Genomic DNA, 21488 nt, shown 5'->3' with positions numbered 1-21488 from the left:
GGCTTTCCCGTCTTCGATGCTCTACGGTCACGATTATCGTCAAATATCGGTCAGCAGACATCGTCAATTTTCGGTCAAAATACGATGTCAGTAACACTATATAAATGACTGTAAAAATAACAAAGTGCAGCCGTGAAGATTTTCAAATACTCCAAGAAATAAGTATTGAAACATTCAACGATACATTTAAGGATCAGAACTCACCTGAAAATATGATAGCCTATTTGGAAAGAGCCTTTAACTCTAACCAGTTGGAAAAGGAATTGTCCAATATCTCTTCGGAATTCTATTTCATCTATTTCAACGAAGAACTTGCCGGATATTTAAAGGTAAATATGAATGACGCCCAATCCGAAAAAATGGGTGATGAGTCGCTCGAAATTGAGAGGATTTATATAAGATACAAATTTCAAAGAAAAGGGCTTGGCAAATATCTAATAAACAAAGCGATGGAAATAGCCATAAGACAAAACAAAAAGATGATTTGGCTAGGAGTTTGGGAAAAGAATGAGAACGCAATTGACTTTTATAAAAGAAAGGGATTTGTTCAAACTGGAGCTCACTCTTTTTATATGGGTGATGAAGAGCAAATTGATTATATAATGACCAAAACACTGATATAACTTTAGTCAAGGCGGGTTTATAGTCCTTCACACTTTTAAACACCTAACCTACCCTATATCTCCGCGCGGCGCTTTCATAGAGCCAGTCGCGGGCGACGCCAATCGCCTCTTCGCCGTCCATCCATCCGGCTGCAACGCGCCCGGCGAGAAATTCGGCGAGCACGCGCTTGACCAGCCATATTTTCCCGTACGTCCATTCGATGCAGCGCGAGTCGGAAGCAATGAGCGACGCTTTGACCGTCGGCAGCGCTTCAAGCCGATACTGCATGCACTGGCGGTACGTAGACTCCCGGAAGTTAAACCACCACAGTCCGCCCACGTGCACATGGGAGTAAGTTCCAGGCGGCTTGCACCGATGCCGCATCTTTCAGCTCAATGCCGTACAGATCGCGGAACAGGCGGGTGAGCGCCATTTTCATCATCGTGTGCTTGGCGGCTCGCCGCGTTTCAAGAAAAGCTTCGATCCGCCGCTCAAGCGGCAGCTCTTCGGCATGGGCCGGGTAACCGGCCGCCTGAAGCTCGCGGAATAACCAGAAATAGTGGGCGATTTGCCAAAAATCCGCCGCACACAATCGGTCGCCCACGAGGTGCGTGTGCGTGTCCACGACGTCCGTCTGCTCGATTTGCTGCAGCAGCTGTTCGCGAATGGCTTCTTGTCGCATCGTTACCTCTTGATCTCCAGCACGCCTTCTTTTTTGCTGTAACGCTCGTTCGCTTCTTTCAGAATTTCGTTGCCGCCTTTGGCTTTGTATTCCTCAATTACTTTCGGCCAATCGGCGATCGGTTCTTTGCCGTAAATCATTTTGACCATATGATCGATGATCAGCTTCGGTCCCACGTCAGGCTGCGGCGGTGCCAAGTCGGGATATTTGGCGAAAGCGGTCAAATCCGGGTAGAAGCCGATGCCCGGCAGCCCCTCCATATTCAGCACATTGTCAAATGCGCTCAGCACGTCCTTACCGTTCTGATCCAGCTCCAGCCGTTTGCGCGGCGGGCTCAGCGTGGCGTCCTGTCCCATCCAGAGCGTGCCTTGGCGGAAGCTTTCCTCTTCTTGCTCTTCTTTCGTCGTCGGAATTTTGTAGTTCATTTTGCCGTTGTCCAGTGTATAATTCTCGCCTTCGATGCCGAATGTGAAAAACTTCTCCGCTTCCTCCGACGTCATCCACTCGTAAAATTTGACGATGCCGATTGCCCGCTCCTTGTCGACGTTCTTATTGATATAGAACGTGCGGACAGCCGGTATGTAGAAGAAGTATCCGCCCTTGCCTTCCGGTCCTTTCGGCGACGGGATGATGTCGACTTTGGCGTCAGGAACGACTTGGCGAATCGGCGTCCGGAACGAGATCAAGCCGGTAGCGTTAGCGGACCAGGCGCCCGCTTTGCCCGAGTTGATGCTTTTGGAATAGTCCGCAGAGCTGATCGTGGCAAAATCTTTCGGGATGAGGCCTTCGTCCAGCATCGTTTTGTACGTTTGCAGCGCTTTCTCCATATTGTCAACGTCGAAAAATTTGGGCTGGACTTGCCCGTTCACGACTTCGAACTGATCTTTGTAGGGCAGCACGTCGTACGCGCCGAGCACGACGTCGGCATACTTGAAGCTGTCGCGCATTTGATACGGATTTTCGACGCCCATCTTCTTGAACGCTCTCAGCACGTTCAAAAACTCGTCGATCGTTTGCGGCGGCTTGAGGCCGGCTTTTTCCAACAGGTCTGTACGAATGTATGTGCCGCGCCGCGACGGATTGCTCAAATAATCCGGGATGCCGTATATTTTGCCGTTATGCGACACCGCGTCCCAAGCGGCTTTCGGCACTTTTTTCATCAGGTTAGGCGCGTATTGCTTGAGCAAATCGTCCAGCGGCATGAACACGCCCGCTTCCACGGAGCCGGCCATCGATTTACTCGTCGGCGTCCCGATGCTGCCGACCACGTCGGGAATGTCGTTGCCGGCAAACATGACGCTCATCTTGGAGTCTTCCGTAATGCGGACCGTCAATTCGGTGTTCGTCAGCTTTTCCAGCTGCTTGACCAGCTTGTCGTTTTTCCAGTCCGTTACTCTGGCTTGATAGCCGGCGGTCGTCGTGACCGGCAGCGATAGCGAAAACTTGAGCGGCTTCGCCGGCGCATCCGCCTTCCCTTGCGACTCTTCCGTTTTTGTGCCGCCGCCGCAGCCGGCCAGCACACTGAGCGCCATGACCGCAACCAACGAAACGATGATTGTTTTTTTCATACAGCACCTTCCCCCCGTTTTGAATAGGTATATTGGAATGTTTGCTAGCGCCCGCTACGATTTGATCGATCCGACCAGCATGCCTTTGATGAAATGCTTTTGCAGGAACGGGTACACGAGCATAATCGGGATTGTCGCAATGACGATGACGGCCATCTTCAGCCCTTCCGGAGAAATGAACATGAGCAGCTCGGACGTAACGTCCGACGCCCCCAGGTCGTCCGTGATGACGATTTCCCGCAGCCGAACTTGCAACGGGATGAGCGTCCGCTTGTCGATGTAGTAGATCGCTTGCGAGTACATGTTCCAGTTCGCGACGGCGTACATAATGCCCATCGTTGCCATGACCGGCTTGGACAGCGGCAGCACGACGCTCCATATGAGGCGGAACTCGCTGCAGCCGTCGATTTTGGCCGAATCCAGAAGCTCGCTCGGCAGGTTAAGGAAGAACGAGCGCATGACGAACAAGTTGTACGCGCTGATGGCGGAAGGAACGATCAGCACCCATAGCGTGTTGAGCATATGCAAGTTTTTGAGCAGCAAATAGTTCGGAATGAGCGGGGCGTGGAAAATCATCGTAACGAGCACGAAGATAAGCGCCGCTCTCCGGTACAAATATTCCGGTCGCGACAACGGATAGGCGAGGCTTGCCGTCGCTGCCAGGTTGAGCAAGGTACCGCCGACGGTAATAATCACGCTGTTGCGGAACGCCACCCAGATGGACGGATCCTTCAAAATCATATGGTAGTTTTCGAGCGTAAAGCCGACGGGCCAAAACGAGACGGCACGGCTGTTGATGGCGGCAGCGTCGCTGAACGACTGCGCGACGACGTGCAGCACCGGGAGCACCATCGTGAGCCCGACGACAAACAGCAAAATCGTGTTGAACAGTTGAAATGCGCGCTGGCCTTTCGAGAATATCACGCCTCTCAGCTCCTTGGCTTATGTTAGTACAGGCCGTCGCCGGTCATTTTTTTGCTGAACGTGTTGCCCAGTATGATGAGCAGCAAGCCGACGCACGATTTGAAAAGGCCGATCGCCGTCGTGTAGCTGTACTGCCGGTCGATGAGGCCGGCGCGGTAAACGTACGTGTCCAAAATTTCCCCGTTCCCGCTGTTGAGCGAATTCAGGAAGACGAATACGCGCTCGAAGCCGAAGTCCATAAAGCGGCCGATTTGCAGCAGGAACAAAATGGCGATGACAGGCAGGATGGACGGCAAGGTGATCGACATCACCTGGCGGAAGCGCCCGGCGCCGTCGATTTCGGCGGCTTCGTACAGATCGGGGTTAATGCCGGCGATCGCCGCCAAATAAATGATCGTGCCCCAGCCACTATCTTTCCATATGCCGGACCCGATCAGAATCGACCGGATGTAGCTGTTCTCGCCGAGAAAGTAAATGGGTTCGATATGAAACAAGGCCAGCGCGTGATTGATGACGCCGGTCGTCGGAGACAGCAGGCCGACGATGATGCCGCCGACGATGACCCAGGAAAGAAAGTGCGGCATGTAAACGACCGTTTGCACGACCCGTTTGTAGCCGCTGTGACGTATTTCGTTCAAGAGCAGCGCCAAAATAATCGGAACCGGGAAGGCGAAGATCAGATCGTACAGGCCGATCAGCAGCGTATTTTTCAAAATGACGAGAAACTCGTCGTAAGCGAACATCCGCTTGAAATGGTCGAAGCCGACCCACGGACTGCCCGTAATTCCCTTAAAAATGTTGTAATTTTGAAAAGCGATCACCGACCCGAGCAAAGGGACGTATTTGAATAGAGCAAAGTACAGCAGACCGGGGATCGAAATGACGTACAAAGGCCAATGCTTGATGATAAACGCCTTTTTTGCCTTTGCGTGGGCGAAGTGGTAAACCGCTTGTCCGGACGTATCCGTTTTCGAAGCCACAAGGTGTTCTCCTTTCAGCGCTTGTTTGTTTTGTCCTCATCATACATGGGGGGGCAAGGCGCATCCATGTGCAAACTTCGAAGCGGGCTGTGTTTTTTTACGATCGTGTGGGCCGGGGGGAGGCTCGTTCGCTTGTGAGACTTGAAGCATAATGGAATTTCCTTCTCCATCCTCGCTTGGGCGTTCTCGAACTGAGGTCGTGGAACTTCTCGCCCCGGTAGGTTCTCGGCGATACGAAAAAAAATACTGGACTACTCGTTCCAGAAATATTATACTGTCTACACAATTAACCAATGAAGGGAGTGTAACCATGGGGCGCGCAAAAGAGTTCGACAGGGAGCATGTGCTACATAAGGCCATGTTGGTTTTTTGGGAAAAAGGCTACGAAGCGACGAGCATACCGGATTTGCTGAACGCGATGGGCCTAAGCAGATCGAGCCTGTACGAAACTTTCACGGACAAAGAAACACTTTATGTCGAAGCTTTGCAGCATTATAAGAAAATCGGTCAGAACAAGAAAGATCTTCTGGTTCAAGCGTCGTCTACGAAAGAGGGCATCCGGCGGTATTTCGAGCGGCATATAGACAATGCATTTGACGCCAATTCGCCCCCAGGATGCTTGGTGACGAACGCCGCCATCGGTTTGAATTCGCCGGATGAACAATTTCGGAAATTGATCCGGGAACGCTTCGAGGAATTGGAACGATTGTTTTACGAACTTTTGCGCAAAGGCCAGCAGACGGGAGAAATCGACCCAAAGAAAGATATCAAGGTCCTGTCGATCCTGCTGTCTAACCTCAACCATAGCATCAATGTCGTAGCCAAGGTAAAAAGCGACAAAAAAGAATTATACGACATGGTGGACACGGTAATTGAGATGCTTTAAGCTTTTTTTTAATATTATTGGAACATTCGTTCCAGAAAAGAGGCCTAGCTATGCATGCAACTGAAGCTCAGCAACTCGAGAATCCTTACTTGGCGCGGATCATCTTCATTCTCGCAGCTGCGTGCGGCTTGATCGCCGCCAATCTCTATTACGCGCAGCCTTTGGTGGGACTCATCAGTTCGGCGCTCGGGCTATCTTCCGGGGCGGCGGGCTTGATTGTGACGCTCTCTCAAATCGGTTACGGAATCGGGTTACTGTTTATCGTGCCATTGGGAGACATTTTGGAAAGCCGAAAGCTTGTGGTTACGCTCTTGTTCGGCACTACGGTCGTTCTAGCGGTTGCGGCCGTCGCCAAAAGCACCGCCATGTTTCTCACTGCCTCCCTGTTTATCGGATTGAGCTCGGTCGCGGCTCAAGTACTTGTTCCGTACGCCGCTCATCTTTCGCCGGATGCGACGCGCGGCCGCCATGTGGGGAACGTCATGAGCGGATTGCTTCTCGGGATCATGCTCGCTCGTCCAATTTCTAGCATGGTGGCGGAATATATGGGCTGGCGGGCAGTATACTACTTATCAGCCGCAGCGATTTTGGCACTGGCGTTTATATTGGCCATGGCGCTCCCTGCCCGGCAGCCGTTGATGGCGACACGGTACTCGGCTCTTGTGGGTTCGATGTGGCATTTGCTCAAAACGACGCCTATCCTGCAGCGTAGAGCCCTCTATCACGCTTGCGTGTTCGGAACGTTCAGCTTATTCTGGACGACGGTTCCGTTGCTGCTGACCGGCCCGACGTTTCATTTTTCCCAATCAGCCGTCGCGTTGTTCGCTTTGGTCGGGGTATCGGGAGCGGCGGCGGCGCATATGGCCGGCCGTCTTGCAGATCGCGGCTGGATTCGTCCGGCCACAGGTCTCGCTTTGGCCTTGGTTATCGTTTCCATTGGCCTGCCTTTGGTCGTTCAAGGCGGATCGACTTTTGCTCTGGTAACTTTGGTCGTTGCAGCCATTCTGTTGGACATGGGCGTTTCCGCGAATATGGTCCTCGGGCAACGTGCCATCTTCTCATTGGGAGCGGAGATTCGCGGCCGGCTTAACGGCTTGTATATGGCGATTTTCTTCGGCGGCGGAGCATTGGGCTCCGCATTGGGAGGATGGGCATACGCCGCGGGAGGCTGGGCGGCGGCGTTATCGATCGGAATCGCTTTGCCGGTCCTTGCGATGATTTATTATGCGACGGAACGAAGCGGCAAGCGATAACACAAATCCAATGCTGCAGCTCGAGCTCGTCCAAGGCTGCCGCTAAACCAAGCCGTTTGGGGCATTCTCCCCTCCGCCATTTTCCAGCCCAGTTGAACAGGCGTCAATTAACCATCCTCCCAACGCAAAAAAGCAGGAAGACCGCGGCCGAAGCCGCGTCTTCCTGCTTTTGCAGCATGTTATGATTGAATTGAATCCAGCATATCGCTAACGGCCGGATTCAGCCTCAAAGTTCTCAGTATCAATGCGACCGCCTCCGCCCGAGTCGCCGTCCCGTCCGGCGCAAATCGGCTGTTATCGACGCCTTGCAGAATGCCAGCGCCCGCCGCTTCTTCTATGACGGATTTAGCCCAAGAGAAGGGAGTTACGTCGGCAAACGTCTTCGCTGCCCCTTGCTGAAGCGCAGCGAAATCGGCAATCCGGGAAAGCATGGCAACCATTTCGGCGCGGGATATGCGGTTGTCCGGCTGGAACGAGCCGTCCTCGTAACCGTCAATTACGCCGTTGGAAGCGAGAGTTTGGATGAACCCCTCCGCCCAGTGACTGCCGGCATCGTTGAATCGGACCTGCTTCGGTCCTGTGCTGAGGGCGAACGCTTGGACGATCAGCTTGCTGAATTCCGCACGCGTCACGGGAGCATCCGGCATGAAGGCTCCGCCGGGATAACCGTCGGCGATGCCGAGCCTGGCGGCAAGGCGAATATCGCCAGCAGCCCAATGGGACGCCGTATCCGAAAACGTCGCGTTCCGGTTCGAAGCTATCGCGCTCTTCAGCATGTCGATGATCCGCTCGGCATGGACGAAGCTTTTGAACGGTTCGGGCTTAGGTGCGGTAGGGGGACCGGCCGGTTCAGCGGGCGGAGCGGCCGGATTCGCAGCACCCGTATTGCCGCCGCCGTAGTCTTTATCGCCCCCGGAGTCTCCGCCTGATGGCGTTCTATCGATGTTCACCTGAACGGACTGGACGAACGTATGCCCGGCGCTGTCCGTCGCTTGGTAGACGAGCGTGTGCTTTCCTTCCTGCGATACGGTATACGAGCTGTCGTTTGCTACCGGTTGACCGTCTCCGCCGTCTACGGACAAGGTCAAGGAAGCGAGCGAGCTTGTTTCGTATACGGATGCATATACGCTGGCCGTAACGTTTTGATTCGTCCAGCTTCCGCTTGCATACGGCTTGCCGTCCGCCGTCGTCATCGTCACCCGAATCGTCGGCAGCGTCGTGTTCACGGCGAAAGGCAGCGTCGCCACGGCAGGCGCGTACGTTGCGGCAGTAACGGATACGCGCATCGCATACGATCCGCTCGGGTACTTCGCGGACGTAATTGTCACGCTGTGGCTGAAAGCTTGATGCAAGCCGCTGGATAAGATGCCGTACACGTCGTGCGTTACTGTAGTGCCTTGGCTGTCAACGATATCGAACTCAAGCGTTAACGGATCGCCTGCGCCAATGTGGTTCGCTTCTCCGGTTACGTTCAGCCGATTTTGGCCTTCTTGTTCAGTGAAAGACGAGCCGTTCAGCGAAACTCCCGTCAGCCACACGGCAGGGATTCCGTCGACTGCGACCGTCTGCACCGTTTCATTGCCCGCCTTGTCTTTCGCATACACGGTATACGTGCCGCTTCGGTTTACCGCAAAGCTTCCGGTTGCGGTAATATCGTCCCCCGCGTTCAGGAAATCGGCGGCGCTTTTGTCTCCTTCAAGCCATTTCAGGCTGTCCAGCGAGTTGCCGGTTCCATAGGTTTGAGCCGTAACGCTCAAGATTACGGTGCCGCTTGTCAAATCTGCGGGCGTTTGCGCGATCGACAACGCCGGTGCGGCAGGCCGATTTACTTGAACGTTGACGGCGCCGGATAAGCTTCCGTTGTACGAGCTGTTGCCCGAATACTGAGCTGTCAAATTGTGCATCCCTGCCGGCAGCGCGGGCACGGTAAAAGTCGCCGTTCCGCTTGCATCCAAAACGCCGCTTCCAATCACAGCGCCTCCGTCCAGGAACGTAACTAGTCCGGTCGGCGTTCCGAAGCCCCCCGTTACCGTTGCCGTCAACGTCAGCGATTCGAGGTTCGTAATGGTCGCCGCCGATACGGAAAGAGTCGTAGCCGAGCCTGGCTGAATTTTTTTCGGCTGCAAGGCGGTGCCTGTCGTACCGTCGCCCAGATCCCCGCCCCAGGCCCATCTCTGGCCGTTAACATCAATTGCTTGCGAGCTCCCCGCCCCGGCGCGGACGGTCTTGAACTTCACCGGATTCCCATTATCCGTAACAACTACTTTGTACGGGACATAGCGATCGGTTTGCGTGCCGTCCCCCAGTTGTCCATTGTTATTGTACCCCCAAGACCAGAGCGTTCCGCCGCTATCGAGCGCGAGCGCATACCTGACTCCTGCCGATATTTTCGTGAACGTTACCGGGGAGCCGGAGTCCGTTACGGCAATTTTCGCAAGAGTATTGGTCCCGTCCAATGTCGTACCGTTCCCAAGCTGGCCATATGTGTTGCTTCCCCAGGCCCATATATTCCCTGCATCGTCCAAAGCCAAATCATAATTACATGGCCAAGTGCCGCATGGGATTGTATCGCCGGCCGAGATGGCTTTAAACCGTACGGGCAAGCCGCCGCTGTCGGTCGCGACGAGCTTCTGGGGGTTAAAGCCTGCGTTATCGATTTGCCATACGTATCCCGAGGCATCAAGCGCGACGGCATTCTGATCCATCGCATCTACGCTTTGAAACGAAACGCCGTTTGTCACTCCGTCCTTCATCGGCACAAGTGATTGCCCTTGCCCCCAGACCCAAAGCTGTCCGCTATTGTCAATAGCGAGCGAATTCACTCGTTCCGCCGCTATATCCTTAAAAATGACTTCCGTTCCGCTATCTTGAACCGCGAGCTTTCCCCACACATGCGATTCCGTTGTCGTCCCGTTGCCCAATTGGCCGTACCCATTGTTCCCGGTTGACCATATGTGTCCCGAGCTGTCCAAGGCAAGCGAGGAGTTAAACCCTGCAGCCACTTTTTGAAAAGCGACCGAAGCTTCGTTATCCGTAACATCGACTCTTTTCGGGGCGTAGGCTTGATTTGTCGTCCCGTCACCGTATTCGCCACTATAATTACTGCCCCAAGCCCAGATGTGCCCATCGCTGTCCAAAGCCAGCAGAGTGCCGTTTGAAGATGAAATCGAAGTCATGGTCAAGCTGGCGGCACCCGCCCTGGCGGGGGCCAGCAACGGGCATAACAGTATGGCGAACATCAACATAACGCCGATTTTTTTGTTCAATGCTATCTTCTCCTTACTTTTGTATGTAGAGAGTCCTGTCGCTCTATCCATTTCACAGCATAGCGGATATTGCCCGCAAAAAAATCTAACTCCGGTTATAGGCGGAGTTAGAGTTTTTGCTCCAATTTATTCCAACAGCTCCTTGCCGCGTCGAATCGCTTCGATCCGGCTTTTGACGTCAAGCTTGCCGTAAATATGGTTGATGTGCGTTTTCAGCGTTCCCATGCCCATGCCCAAAGCGTCTGCAATCGCTTGGTTGTCCATTCCTTCCAGCATGCAGCGGAAAATGTCCGTCTCCCGCTTCGTGAAGAGACGGTCAAGCCGGTCGAGACGGCTCTCGGATGCGCCGGTCACCGCCGTTTCGCCAAAGCTGGAAAGTACCTTGCGAACGAAGACGAGGGACGGCGCTTCGCTTTCCCTCACGTGCCCTTTCCGGCGCAGCTGGATGTACGTCATGAGCAGCTCTGCCGCCGGTCTCCCCCGATCCGCGAAAACGCGGATATACTCGTCCGGCTCGGCATATTTCAGAGCTTGCTCCATCGTTAAGACGGCCTGCTCCGTTTTGCCTGTTTTGTACCAAAGGAGCGCCTGCAGCACCTGAAGCTCCAAAGCGTCCATAGGCCGATGGCCTTTGACGGCCAAAGCGAACAGCCTGTCCGCCAGAGCCTGAGCTTGCTCGTATCGTTCCTCCCACATCAACACCCGAACAAGAAACGTGTAGGTATAAAGCTGAAAAATGGAGACAGGGTCCGTCTCGCTCACCCTATATTTCTCCCTCCACTTCGAAGCGGCGGATACATCTCCTTGATCCAGCCGCAGCCCGGCCAGCTCCGCCTCGATAAACGGCAGTGCGGCGGCGGCCTCTTCGCCGATGGCCCTTTTCCGCGCTTCCTCAAGCCAAAGTTCCGCTTGCTGCCGGTCTCCCCGGGCTTTGGCGATGCGCGACAAATAGAGGTACGCAGGGACGTACACTTTTTCCGGCTGGTAACGGTTATGCACGTTTTCCTGCAGCCCCAGCTTGAAGTGCGCCTCCGCTTCCTCCAGCTCGTTACGCTCATAGAGCAGCTCGCCGTAGCACACAATCGAGGAGTCGTGCAGGCGCATCGGGGTCAGGAAGCGGATCATGCTGCGGAAAAAAGGTTCTGCCAGCTCGCGGGGCAAGTGCTTTCCCCTCTTGCCGTTGTACGATCTAAAGATGGTAGGAGACATCGGCATATGCGGCGGGGCGAACAGCAGCTCCGGACCGGCTGGGCTATGCTGCAGCGACAATTGGATATATTCCAGTCCTTTTACGACGTCCAGATCGTATTGGGTAGCCTTCGAATTACGCAAATAGTACAGGTTCCCCAGAAACCGGTTCCGCTCCTCCTCCGTCCAGTCCGCAGCGGAAGCCTGAAACCGCTCTTCGGCAGATTGCATATAGGTCTCGGCCAGAAGCGGCTCGTTATCCCATAAAAGCGATAAAATATAAGAAAAATACAAATAGCGGTGCTCCCAAAGGACAGGCTCCGGAATGAGTGACAGCCAGTGGCGAAGCGTAGAGAACTCCCTTTTCACCATGAACGATTTCATTCGGCCCAGCAGATCGACCGCTTCCGGGAAGTGCTTTCCGGCCAAATAATATTCCACCGCGTCCTCTTGCAAGCCTTGTGCCGCACTCCAACTGGCTGCCATCTTGTACAATTCCGCAATGCTGTCCGGATGCTGCTGCAGCAACCGGTCCACCAGGAAGTCGGCGAACAAGTGATGGAACCGGAACCATTCCCGTTTCGTATCGAGCGGTACGAGGAACAGCCCTTCTGCGGCAAGCTCGATCAGTCTGCTTCCGCTTTCGGCATCCCCCGTAACCGCTTGGCAAAGCGGCCCGGACATGCGCTGCAAAACGGAGCACTTGACCAGGAACGCCTGCAGCGAAGGCTCTAGCGACTCAAATACTTCTTCCAGCAAATACTGCCCGACACGGCTGCCCTCAACAGCCGTATCTCGAACCGGAACCGGTTCCCGATTCGGATTGCGCGCGGCGAGAGCGGCCAGCTTCAGCCCTGTCACCCAGCCTTCCGTCCGCTCAACCAGCAGCCGGATTTGCTCTTGCGGGTAATTTCGGTCTTCCCATAGGCGGAACAGATCTTCCGCTTCCCGCTCGTCAAACCTCAGATCCCGGGCGTCCAATTGAATCGCCCAACCGCGGCTGAACTGACGCGCCTTCGCAAAAGCGGCTTTTTTCCGGCTTGCGATATAGAGGTGAACGTTAGCGGGCAAGTATTCGAGGAAAAAGGTCATCGAGTCGATAATGTACGCATCGTGAATGACGTGGAAATCGTCAAATACAAACGCGAGCGGTTGCCGCAGCCCGTTCAATTCGTTCAGCAGCACCACGAGAAAAGGTTCGTGGTTGCCCGGAGCCAGTGACTCCAAAGCCTGCCTGACCTTGTTACCGAAGCCGTCGCAAACTGCATCGATAGACGAAACGACGTAGTTCCAGAAACGGAAAATGTCATTGTCGCCTGCGTCCAGCGACAGCCAGCCGACAGGCGCTTCAAGCTGCCCGGCCCACGCGGCGACCAGCGTCGATTTTCCATAGCCTGCGGGCGCCGTAATGAAAGTTGCTCTTCGCCCCAGACCTTCCTGCAGCCGTTTCGTCAAGCGGTCGCGCGGCAAAACCGCAGGCAGCAGTGGGGGCATCTGCAGCTTCGCATGCAATAAAACCGATTCCACCGGCAATCCCCCGTTCATTCGAAGTAGTTCTATTATAATCGGGGGTATATGGAGACAACAATTATTTGTTATTGCGCCCAGCTGCTATGCGGATAAAATGATTCGGTTGCCATTATGCTTACCGTCAGAGCTGCAACAGCTTCTTTTGGACCGCCAAGTCCCACGCTGCTTTGAACTCGGCAACGGTAGAGTACCTGGCGTTCCTGTCCGCCTGCACGGCCCGGCTGGCAACGTCATACAGCGCCTCTCCCGCTTCCCACTTTGCGAAAGAACGGTCAAGCTCGCCGCCCACCAGCGCAAAAGCCGTCGCTCCCATCGTAAAAACGTTGGTCCGTTCATCGATGCCGGCACCCAGCGAAAATTCCTCCGGCGACATAAACCGCGACGATCCCCAAAGCCGGCCCATCGTATTGACGAACGGTTTCCGCTCGTACAGATCAATGTCGCATATTTTGGTTTCGTTCGTTGTAAAATTGTGCAAAAGACTGCCGTCGTAAAAATCGACAGCGACAAACCCTTTATTTTCCGCGTATTCATGAAACGAAAAAATAGCGTCCAGCGAAGCCAATCTTTGTTCAACGGACAGCTGCCTGAAGCGATAGTACGGAGATTCCGGGTGGCTGTACTTGGCCGGGGGCGGAAACGACCAGTGGGGATGCAGCGTTTCTCCTTCAAACCATTTAAACATTGCCGCGTAGCTGGATTCGACCTCGACATGGCCGACCAATTCGATTAGCGACGGATGTCTGAGTTCGTCATACAGATGAACAGCCGCTTTCAAACGATCAACGGCATCCTCCGGCTCGCCGGAAAAAGTGAGCGGTCTGGCGCCGGCATATTTGACAAACAGCTTCTCGCCGTCCCGGTCGACGCCGAAGCTGACGTTCCCGGAATCCTGCTGGTCGAAGACGGCAAACACCCGCCCCAGACGCTGCAGCCAATCAAACCGATGTTCTTCCTGCAGCTGAAATGCGACGTCGTCCAGCTCGATGGTGACGCGTTTAGCCGGCATCATCGTTTCACCGGAACATAAACCGCCGCTTCATCCGGCCAAATCGGATTGCTGAAATGATACTCTTCCAAGGCAAGCGCCCGTTTGTCAGCTTGCAAGCCTTGCGCAGCAAGAAATTCGTGAATGACTTGATACGGATCGCCTGCCGTCTTCGTCCGCGCGTAACGATGAGGAGGAATCGCAAAGCCGATCATGCCCTCCGGCACTTCGGTCAAGCTGCTGACTTCCATACAGATCAAATAAGTAAACAAAACCTCGGAGGAGAAACTGGGGCATAAATATCGTTCCGGATGTACAGCGTTTCGAATTTCATCTTTCCTTTCGTAAAAATGCCGCTTCATCGCTTCCACCCGTTCCGGCAAGTGTCCTTTGAACGGGGACGTGACGGAAACGCCGATCAGCTTCAGCTCCGGCAATTCGACAAGCTCCACTTTGTTCGCCAGATTCACAAAATCAACCTCCGTTGGTTTTTATTGCAAGCATGTAATTTCAAGATTACCGCACATACGTTCCGATGTAAACAGCGGTGAAACATTTTTCCTCTCTTGCAGGTTCGATGGCAAAGCCCGCCCATTGCACTTCGCAAAAAAAGCCACTGCAAATGCTCTCCGGGCAATTGCAATGGCATGTTCAGTTTTTCGCAGCCTGTAGTTGCCGAATAAGCAATTAGAGATGCTTTGGATGCTGTCTTCACCAAAAAATGCTTCTGCAAGTGCTCTCCGAGCAATTACAGAAGCCCTTTCAGCTCTTCGCAGGGCGGTAGTTGCCGAAAAAGCAATTGCAGATGCTTCGGCAACTGCCCTACTGCAAAATGCCACTGCAAATGCTTGCTTCACCCTCCCGCCGCATCGGACACGGAGTCCCGTTCCAACACGATCTGTTTCAGGCTAAGCGATGCTCCATCCGGAATGGCGGACGCTCTAACTTTCATCACGTATTCGCCCGCTACATGTATCGTTATGCTCCCTATTGCACATGAATCAAACTGATACAAGCCACCCGTATGCCGAATGGGCCCAGCAACGCGGGCGATCTCCCGGCCGGAAAGCATCGAAGCCACGGTAATTTCCCATTTCGCCTCCCCCAGATCGCTCGCTTCAGCCCCACAGGTCACAACAGCATTGTAGCTCCCCGGCTCGCACGCGCGAAAAGCCCAGGCGGCTTCATCGTCCGCACTGCTCCAACCGATCAGATTGTCGCGGTCTTTTTTGCCTGTATCATAGCGCAGCGCAGGTCCCGAAATGTCGGCGTCGAACGCGCCGAATACGTTCGGGTATTCGTCCGGGTACAGCCGCCGAACCGGATTCGCGTCGCATTCGCCTTCCACCTCCACCGCGATGACGGGAATTGGCGAGGCTGGAGGTTCAGGAGGAACGTCGATAACGATGTCCTCTTCACCGATACGACGAACCGGGAGCGCCTCGCGTTCCGCGTCAGCCAGCAAATACGCTTTTACAACACGACTGCGCAGGCCTGGCACGACCAGCCGCCCGTGCTGCGGCCAATCGAACACATGCAAGTACAAGTCGCTGCCCTTGATCGTGCATCGTCCCCACGGCGGCTTGCCGAGCGGGCTTCTTTTCGTGCCGTAGACGGCCTCCCCGTTCAGCCGCAGCCAGGCTCCGATCTGCTCGAGCAGCTCCAGCGATTTCGGATCGAACGAACCGTCCCCCATCGGCCCGACGTTGATGACAAAATTGCCGCCCAGGCTCACGACGTCAATCATTTGCCGCAGCACCGTCTCGGCCGGCTTCCAATTATGATCGGTCGCTTTATAGCCCCACGAATCGTTCAAGGTGGCGATCGATTCCCAGTCGTCCCTCGGCACGCGCACATGAGGCTGGTTGTCCGACGTGTTGCCGTAATCCCCGTATGGCTCTTTCCAGACACGGCGGTTGATCAGGCAATCCGGCTGCACTTGCCGCACTTGCTCGGTAAAGGCCGCCCCTTGCTCGGCTGTCAGCTTGTGGCCGCAGTCGAACCAGACTAGGCCGATCAAACCGTATTTTTCCAGCAGCTCTTTCACCTGCGGCAGCGCAAATGTGTGCAAATAACGTTCGTACCGGGTTCTTTTGTCCTCGTCGCCGAGCCACGAAGCGACCTCGTCGTAAGCGCCGATATTTCCCGGGTAATCCCACGTATTTCCTTGCGAGTCGGGGTGATGCCAGTCCATGGCATGGGAGTAGTAGACGCACAGCTTCACGCCTTCGTCCCGGCACGCCTCCGCCAGCTCGAGCAGCGGATCGCGGCTGAACGGCGTGCGGCTCACGATGTTGTAATCCGATACGTCCGAATCGTACATGGCGAAGCCGTCGTGATGTTTCGCCGTAAAAATCAAATATTTGAAGCCCGCCTTACTCGCCGTACTGGCCCACATTTTCGCGTCGAACCGTTCCGCCCGAAAGTCGTCAGCGATGCGCTCGTACTCCCGAATCGGGATTTGCGCCCGAAGCATCAAATGCTCGGCATAGGAGGCTTGCACCTCCTGCCCTTTCCATATGCCTCCCGGCAGCGAGTACAAGCCCCAGTGAATAAACAGCCCGACTCTCGCTTCCCGCCACCACGCCATTTTGGCGTCATGCCGGGCAGTCTGGGCGATTGCCGCACCGGCGCTCGCGCCCCCAGCCGCGTTTGCGGCAGCATTCGCGTCCGCAGCTGCATTCCCGGCGGATGCGGCCATGCCCCCGCCGCTGCTGCCGCCGTGCGTCTCGCCTTCCGCGTTATCGAGCAAATCTTCCCGTTCCGACATGATCGGCTTATTCCCCTTTCGCAATTCGGCTTGAAGCGGGCATGACCATGATCATTTTCGTCCCGCGCTCTACTTCGCTCTCGATCTTCAGGCCGTACTGTTCCCCGAACACCATCTGAATGCGCCGGTGCACGTTGACGACGCCGATCCCCCCGATTCCCGGGGAAGATCCGTTTTCTTTATCGGCAAGCCGGTTAGCCCCCAGCTTCTCGCGCAGCTCCGCAAGCTTTTCTTCCTCGATGCCGGCTCCGTTATCTTCGACGCTGACCCAGAAGACGGCATCGTCTTCGCCGGCGTCGATGCGGATGTAGTGGTAGTCCTCCACCCCGTCCGGAAAAGCGTGCTGGAACACGTTTTCCACGAGAGGCTGCAGCGTCAGGCGCACCATATTGCGAAGCAAGTAATCCGGGTGCACCGCCACGTCGACTTCGAACTCCCGGCCGATCCGGTGCCGCAGCACGACAAGAAAGTGCAGCACATGCTTCAATTCGTTAGCAACTGTAATTTGCTCCAAATTCGTCTGCACCGAGTAGCGGAGCATGTACGACAGCGCCTTGACGATTTCGGTAATTTCCTTCGAATCTTGAACGACCGCATAACAGACGATCGTCTCCAGCGTGTTGTACAAAAAATGCGGATTGATTTGCAGCTGCAGCGACTGCAGCTCGGCCTTTTGCCGCTCGATGCGGCTTTCCTGGTCTCTCAGCTCGGCCTGATACACTTTGTCGATCAGCTCCGACAGCCGGTTCACCATCAAGTTGTAGCGGCTCATCAGCTCGACGACTTCGTCGCGGTGTTCCGGGAGCGGGATGAGCGCCCAATTCCCTTTTTCCGTTTGGCGCATCGCGCTTTTCAAGACGCGGATCGGGCCCGTGATCGTTTTGCCGAAGCGGAAGGCGAGCCACATCGCGAGGCCGAGCGTGAAGCAGCCGACGACAATCGTCGTAATTCGTATCGTATCGGCCGGCTTGCGCAGCTCTTTCACCGGCATCGCCACGACGAGCCGCCAATTGCCGTAGTTGGAACGGCGGCTCATAAACATTTGCTCGCTGCCGTCGATCGTCGCAATAAAAGCGCGACTTCCGGCGCTCAGCACCTGCCTCCGAATCACATCCGGCACGTCGGCCCCGATCCGCTTCGGATCGGGATGGTACACCGTTTTGCCGCTTTCGTCGGCGATGAAAAAGTAGCCGCCCTGCCCGAGCTCGATGCCTTTCCACAGCTCCGCCAGCTCGGCCGCGCGAAATTCGATCGCCAAAATGCCCGCCGGCTCCGTCGAGGACAGGCCGCGGATGCGCCGGACGAGCGTCAGCATCAAATTTTGCTGCCCCGACAAAATGCTGTGGTTGAGCACGCTCAGGCTGCCGTCCTGGCGGGTCGCGTTTTTGAAAAACGCCAGCTGCTGGCGGGTTTGCTCTTTGCTGAACGATTCGCCGATCGTGTCGTTGAAAAAATACATCGCGTTGCCGTTAAAGCTGATCAAAAAGATGTCGGCGATTTCGGGATTACGAATGAGCGCCGGCTCGATGCCGATATCCCGGATCAGCGTACGGAGCTCATAGTAAGGATAGCCGTTTTCCCCCGTCGGAAGGTCAATGAACCGTTTGACATCGTTGTTGTTCAGCAGCGAGATCATCGACCGCTCGTAGGCGCGGATGTACAGGTCCGTATGGTTGGCCGCGTTGCCGACGACTTGCGACAGCTGGCTTTCCACCAGCTGGTTCAGCTCGCCCGAGGAAGCCCGGTACGAAAAGACGCCGACGCTCGCGAGCGAAATCAGGATGACGATCAAATAGGTCAAAAACAGCTTCTGGAATAAATTGAGATTTTTCATTTGATCCCAAGCTTGGCGCGGTAATCGGACGGCGTGAGTCCGAATATTTTTTTAAACGTCTTCGTAAAATGCGGATAGTCGTCGTACCCGACCTCTGCGGCTATGTCCACAGTGCGCATGTGCGGCAAGGACAGCAGCTCGCGCGCTTTGTCCATCCGCTTGTGAATCCGGTAGCCTACGAACGTGTCGCCGGTCATCTTTTTGAACAACGTGCTGAAATAGGTCGGCGTAATGCCGACCATATCCGCCACTTCCTTCAGCGTCACTTCGACCGACAAGTGCGAGTCGATGTACGCTTTGGCCTCTTCCATCGGATCTTTGAAAATGCCCCGGCGGGCGGCGAGCAGCTCGCGACGACCGTCTGCAAACGCTCCTCGATTTCCCGAAACAGCTCCGCCTTGGTCGCAGCCTCGAGCGGCTCGGACAACACGGCGGCAACGAGACGGTTCTTGTCCTGAAAGCGCTTGTGCAGCATCGCAGCCGCGTCGTGCAGCACATCTTTCAGCTCCCGCGCGGACAAATGCGCGCAAGCTTCCTGCCATTCGGCCAAATGCCCGGACAGCTCTTCCTTCTGCAGCGACCAGATGCTTTGCTCCATCCGCTCCAGCCAATCGACGTAACGGGACAAGGGGATGTACCCCTGCGACCGGGATTTCAAAATTTGATCGAACGCCTCGTGCAAATCCGGCGGCGTAACGGGCTTGAGCAAATAATGCTTCACCCCGTACGACAAGCACTTTTTCGCGTACTCGAAATCGTCGTAGCCGGAGACGACGACCATCCATATGTGGGGATAGCTTTCGTGCACTTTCCGGCACAGCTCGAGGCCGTCCATTTTCGGCATGCGAATATCGGTGAGCAGTAGGTCCGGCTCCGACCCGGCGATCCGCTCCAACGCTTCGAGCCCGTTCTCCGTCGTTTCAATCTTTTGGAACTTGTGCGCATAGCTTTGCGCCATTTTCAGCAAACCGCTGCGAATGATCGGTTCGTCATCTACGATCAATAGTCTCATGCTCGCTTACCACCTTCCGCGCATCCGGCTCGGATCGAATTGTTGTATCTCAAGCTTAATACGCACGAGCGGAATGAACAATGGCTTTATCCGATCGGAATGACCTGGTTCCACGTGTTCTGCGCCTGGCGAAAGCCTCCCGGTCCGTCGGCGACCGCCGCAAACAGGTGGGTCGGCTTGCCGTCCTGGAACAAAATGAACGGCCGTTCCAGGCTCCCCATCGTTTGCTCCGCGCCGTCGTCCCAGCGGATTGTGCGGGAGTACGATTTGGGCGAAGCGGACAGCCGCCAGTCGCGCCCGTCAGCGGAGAAAGCGTGAATCCCCCCGTGCTTCTCGCCGCACAGCGTTCCTTCCATATCTTTGGCGATCAGCTCGTAGCCGCGCTCCGTCTGCCAAATGAATGGGTCTTCGATATGAAAGCGGTCGGGCGGAAAGACCGGATCGTCCGTCAATACCCGATAAGGGCCGAGCGGATGCTCCGCATAAGCGCAGCCGATCGTCATCCGGCCGTGGACGTTGCCCTCGTATTTTCTCGCCTTGTACATGAGCAGCACGGAACCGTCTTCATGGACGCAAGGGGCCGGATTGGACGTCAGGAAGCTGTCGAAGCGGCCCGGCCGCGTGTTCAGGATCGGAGCGTCGAACCGTTGCCACGGGCCGAAAACGCTGCCGGCGGCGGCGATGCCGACCCGCTTGCCCGCCCGCGCCACGATCGCCCGCGGATCGTCCGGCGCCAGCGTCTCGCCCGGCTGCGGCTGCGGCAGCGGATGGGTAGATCCCATGTAATAAAGAACGTACGTATTGCCATGCTTCACGATGTGCGGATTGTGCGTGCTGCGGCCGTCCCAATATTCCGCGCCGCGCGCCGGAAGCACGACCTCCTCGAAAGTGTACGGACCCTCCGGCATATCCGACGACGCCCGCACAATTTCGGAGCCGACGAGCCAGCCCGGATGCATCGGCAGCCATTTCGGCCAGCGGGATGCGAACAGATGAAACCGTCCGTCTTCCCCTTTCACCGCCGAACCGCACCATACCCAGTAGCCTTCCATGCGGAACCCCCCGTTTCTCGGCGCGGGGAGAAGCCGATCCGCCAAATCGGGCAGCGATTGCTTGTTCATGCGCTTCCTCCTTTGTCGATCAATCGCGTAAACGCGCACGTCCGAAAGGACGGTGTAAGCCGTTTAGACTGTTGAGAACGTATGGCTGCGCTACGGACCTAAGAATGCGGGCCTCCGGCTTGGCCCACACTCGTGTTCCCTTGAAATTTTCTTCGGCCCGTATTCCCATCCTACGCTCCGACTTTCTTGGGCGGTCTGGACGGTGCAAGCCGTTTATCCTTGTACGAGTGAAGCGGCCGTCCGGCGTTACACCGGCACGCCCATCGCCCGCAGCCACGCCTGAGCGATCCGCGCATGGCCCGCCGGGGTCGGATGCACGCCGTCCTGCGCCCAGTAAGCGGCAGGCGCTTCCGCGCAAGCCTGCGCGAACAGCCCGTCGAGCGCTGCGTAGTTGGCGCCGAACTCATGCGCCAAGCTGCGCACGGCGTGAATTTTCGGATCGAGGTCTTCGCGCCACGCCCGCCGGTCTTCCGGCACCGGAAGCACGAACGGTTCGATCAAAATAAGGCCCGCTTCAAGCTCGCGCGCGGTCCATTCGAGCAGCCGACGGTACCCGGCCGCAAACTCCTCCGCCGATGTCGGATCGCCCCGGTCGTAGCGGCGCCAGCAATCGTTGATGCCGATATAGATCGACACCCAGTCCGGCTTCAAGTCGATGCAGTCTTCCTGCCAGCGGCCGAGCAAATCTATGACCCGGTTGCCGCTAATGCCCCGATTGAGAAACGTGACGCCGAGCTCCGGGTACAGCGAGGCGAACTGGGCTGCTGCCATGAGCGCGTAGCCGCTTCCCAAGTGATCAGGCTTGTTCTTGTCCCTTTTGGCGTCGGTGATGCTGTCCCCGATAAACAAAACGACGTCGCCGCGCTTGATCGGCATTGACTTC

Annotated in this window: 19 protein-coding genes; 3 read left to right on the top strand and 16 right to left on the bottom strand. The window is 55.8% G+C overall.

The window, feature by feature from the left end; all coding sequences use genetic code 11:
• The first annotated feature begins 104 nt into the window (after nt 1-104).
• Nucleotides 105-623: a GNAT family N-acetyltransferase gene (locus SD70_RS23010; protein ID WP_041050057.1), complete on the top strand. Its 519-nt coding sequence runs from the start codon at nt 105-107 to the stop codon at nt 621-623.
• Nucleotides 624-666: 43 nt separating this feature from the next.
• On the opposite strand, the gene SD70_RS38460 is transcribed toward SD70_RS23010, so the two are convergent.
• Genes SD70_RS38460 through SD70_RS22985 form a run of 5 tightly spaced genes read right to left on the bottom strand, consistent with a single transcriptional unit; the run spans nt 667 to nt 4757 of the window.
• The gene (locus SD70_RS38460; protein WP_231571435.1) at nt 667-948 is read right to left on the bottom strand and encodes a hypothetical protein; all 282 of its coding nucleotides are present in this window, start codon (nt 946-948) and stop codon (nt 667-669) included.
• Entirely contained in the window at nt 920-1285 is a 366-nt protein-coding gene (locus SD70_RS38455; RefSeq protein WP_041050055.1) for a hypothetical protein, read from the bottom strand. Before SD70_RS38455 ends, SD70_RS38460 begins: the two co-directional genes overlap by 29 nt.
• A 2-nt stretch (nt 1286-1287) precedes the next feature.
• Nucleotides 1288-2853, bottom strand: coding sequence for an extracellular solute-binding protein (locus SD70_RS22995; RefSeq protein WP_041050053.1), 1566 nt, complete (start codon nt 2851-2853; stop codon nt 1288-1290).
• A gap of 54 nt (nt 2854-2907) precedes the next feature.
• On the bottom strand, nt 2908-3777 hold the full coding sequence (locus SD70_RS22990; protein ID WP_041050052.1) for a carbohydrate ABC transporter permease: 870 nt from the start codon (nt 3775-3777) through the stop codon (nt 2908-2910).
• Between the two features lie 23 nt (nt 3778-3800).
• Nucleotides 3801-4757, bottom strand: a complete 957-nt coding sequence (locus SD70_RS22985) for an ABC transporter permease (RefSeq protein ID WP_041050051.1) — start codon at nt 4755-4757, stop codon at nt 3801-3803.
• 199 nt (nt 4758-4956) lie between these two features.
• Here SD70_RS22985 and SD70_RS22980 point away from each other — a divergent pair, with 199 nt between their 5' ends.
• Complete coding sequence (locus SD70_RS22980) at nt 4957-5643, top strand: TetR/AcrR family transcriptional regulator (protein WP_231571433.1); 687 nt, start codon at nt 4957-4959, stop codon at nt 5641-5643.
• Nucleotides 5644-5693: 50 nt separating this feature from the next.
• A complete protein-coding gene (locus tag SD70_RS22975; protein ID WP_041050046.1) occupies nt 5694-6896 on the top strand; it encodes an MFS transporter in 1203 nt (400 codons plus the stop codon).
• A 179-nt stretch (nt 6897-7075) separates the two neighbouring features.
• On the opposite strand, the gene SD70_RS33835 is transcribed toward SD70_RS22975, so the two are convergent.
• From SD70_RS33835 to SD70_RS22930, 11 genes are all read right to left on the bottom strand, one after another.
• A complete protein-coding gene (locus SD70_RS33835) occupies nt 7076-10162 on the bottom strand; it encodes an S-layer homology domain-containing protein (RefSeq protein ID WP_052487786.1) in 3087 nt (1028 codons plus the stop codon).
• A gap of 126 nt (nt 10163-10288) precedes the next feature.
• Complete coding sequence (locus tag SD70_RS22965; protein ID WP_041050044.1) at nt 10289-12877, bottom strand: LuxR C-terminal-related transcriptional regulator; 2589 nt, start codon at nt 12875-12877, stop codon at nt 10289-10291.
• A gap of 124 nt (nt 12878-13001) precedes the next feature.
• Nucleotides 13002-13889: a serine/threonine protein kinase gene (locus SD70_RS22960; protein WP_041050043.1), complete on the bottom strand. Its 888-nt coding sequence runs from the start codon at nt 13887-13889 to the stop codon at nt 13002-13004.
• Nucleotides 13889-14338 carry a GyrI-like domain-containing protein gene (locus SD70_RS22955; protein ID WP_041050041.1) on the bottom strand — a complete coding sequence of 150 codons (450 nt, stop codon included), beginning with the start codon at nt 14336-14338 and terminating at the stop codon, nt 13889-13891. Before SD70_RS22955 ends, SD70_RS22960 begins: the two co-directional genes overlap by 1 nt.
• A 21-nt stretch (nt 14339-14359) precedes the next feature.
• A complete protein-coding gene (locus SD70_RS36280; protein ID WP_156158151.1) occupies nt 14360-14725 on the bottom strand; it encodes a hypothetical protein in 366 nt (121 codons plus the stop codon).
• Nucleotides 14722-16638: an alpha-L-fucosidase gene (locus SD70_RS22950; RefSeq protein ID WP_231571431.1), complete on the bottom strand. Its 1917-nt coding sequence runs from the start codon at nt 16636-16638 to the stop codon at nt 14722-14724. Before SD70_RS22950 ends, SD70_RS36280 begins: the two co-directional genes overlap by 4 nt.
• A gap of 7 nt (nt 16639-16645) precedes the next feature.
• Complete coding sequence (locus SD70_RS22945; protein ID WP_041050040.1) at nt 16646-18472, bottom strand: sensor histidine kinase; 1827 nt, start codon at nt 18470-18472, stop codon at nt 16646-16648.
• Nucleotides 18469-18783 (bottom strand): helix-turn-helix domain-containing protein, encoded by a 315-nt coding sequence (locus SD70_RS38450; RefSeq protein ID WP_231571430.1) that lies wholly within the window; start codon nt 18781-18783, stop codon nt 18469-18471. The genes SD70_RS22945 and SD70_RS38450 overlap by 4 nt, the downstream gene beginning before the upstream one ends.
• Nucleotides 18735-19484 carry a response regulator gene (locus SD70_RS22940; RefSeq protein WP_082053586.1) on the bottom strand — a complete coding sequence of 250 codons (750 nt, stop codon included), beginning with the start codon at nt 19482-19484 and terminating at the stop codon, nt 18735-18737. The genes SD70_RS38450 and SD70_RS22940 overlap by 49 nt, the downstream gene beginning before the upstream one ends.
• Before the next feature lie 86 nt (nt 19485-19570).
• Nucleotides 19571-20605 (bottom strand): glycoside hydrolase family protein, encoded by a 1035-nt coding sequence (locus SD70_RS22935; protein WP_052487785.1) that lies wholly within the window; start codon nt 20603-20605, stop codon nt 19571-19573.
• 246 nt (nt 20606-20851) lie between these two features.
• Nucleotides 20852-21481, bottom strand: coding sequence for an SGNH/GDSL hydrolase family protein (locus SD70_RS22930; protein ID WP_041050070.1), 630 nt, complete (start codon nt 21479-21481; stop codon nt 20852-20854).
• Nucleotides 21482-21488: the final 7 nt, after the last annotated feature.

The sequence above is a fragment of the Gordoniibacillus kamchatkensis genome (genome assembly GCF_000829455.1).
Classification (GTDB): Bacteria; Bacillota; Bacilli; order Paenibacillales; family NBRC-103111; genus Gordoniibacillus; species Gordoniibacillus kamchatkensis.
This window is presented reverse-complemented; position numbering and strand designations above follow the sequence as displayed.

Bases quoted from the DNA above. Each gene is read 5' to 3' on its own strand.
- SD70_RS23010 (WP_041050057.1), top strand. From the start codon at position 105: ATGACTGTAAAAATAACAAAGTGCAGCCGTGAAGATTTTCAAATACTC.
- SD70_RS38455 (WP_041050055.1), bottom strand. From the start codon at position 1,285: ATGCGACAAGAAGCCATTCGCGAACAGCTGCTGCAGCAAATCGAGCAG.
- SD70_RS22995 (WP_041050053.1), bottom strand. From the start codon at position 2,853: ATGAAAAAAACAATCATCGTTTCGTTGGTTGCGGTCATGGCGCTCAGT.
- SD70_RS22975 (WP_041050046.1), top strand. From the start codon at position 5,694: ATGCATGCAACTGAAGCTCAGCAACTCGAGAATCCTTACTTGGCGCGG.
- SD70_RS22960 (WP_041050043.1), bottom strand. From the start codon at position 13,889: ATGCCGGCTAAACGCGTCACCATCGAGCTGGACGACGTCGCATTTCAG.
- SD70_RS22950 (WP_231571431.1), bottom strand. From the start codon at position 16,638: ATGTCGGAACGGGAAGATTTGCTCGATAACGCGGAAGGCGAGACGCAC.
- SD70_RS22945 (WP_041050040.1), bottom strand. From the start codon at position 18,472: ATGAAAAATCTCAATTTATTCCAGAAGCTGTTTTTGACCTATTTGATC.
- SD70_RS38450 (WP_231571430.1), bottom strand. From the start codon at position 18,783: ATGGAAGAGGCCAAAGCGTACATCGACTCGCACTTGTCGGTCGAAGTG.
- SD70_RS22940 (WP_082053586.1), bottom strand. From the start codon at position 19,484: ATGAGACTATTGATCGTAGATGACGAACCGATCATTCGCAGCGGTTTG.
- SD70_RS22935 (WP_052487785.1), bottom strand. From the start codon at position 20,605: ATGAACAAGCAATCGCTGCCCGATTTGGCGGATCGGCTTCTCCCCGCG.
- SD70_RS22930 (WP_041050070.1), bottom strand. From the start codon at position 21,481: ATGCCGATCAAGCGCGGCGACGTCGTTTTGTTTATCGGGGACAGCATC.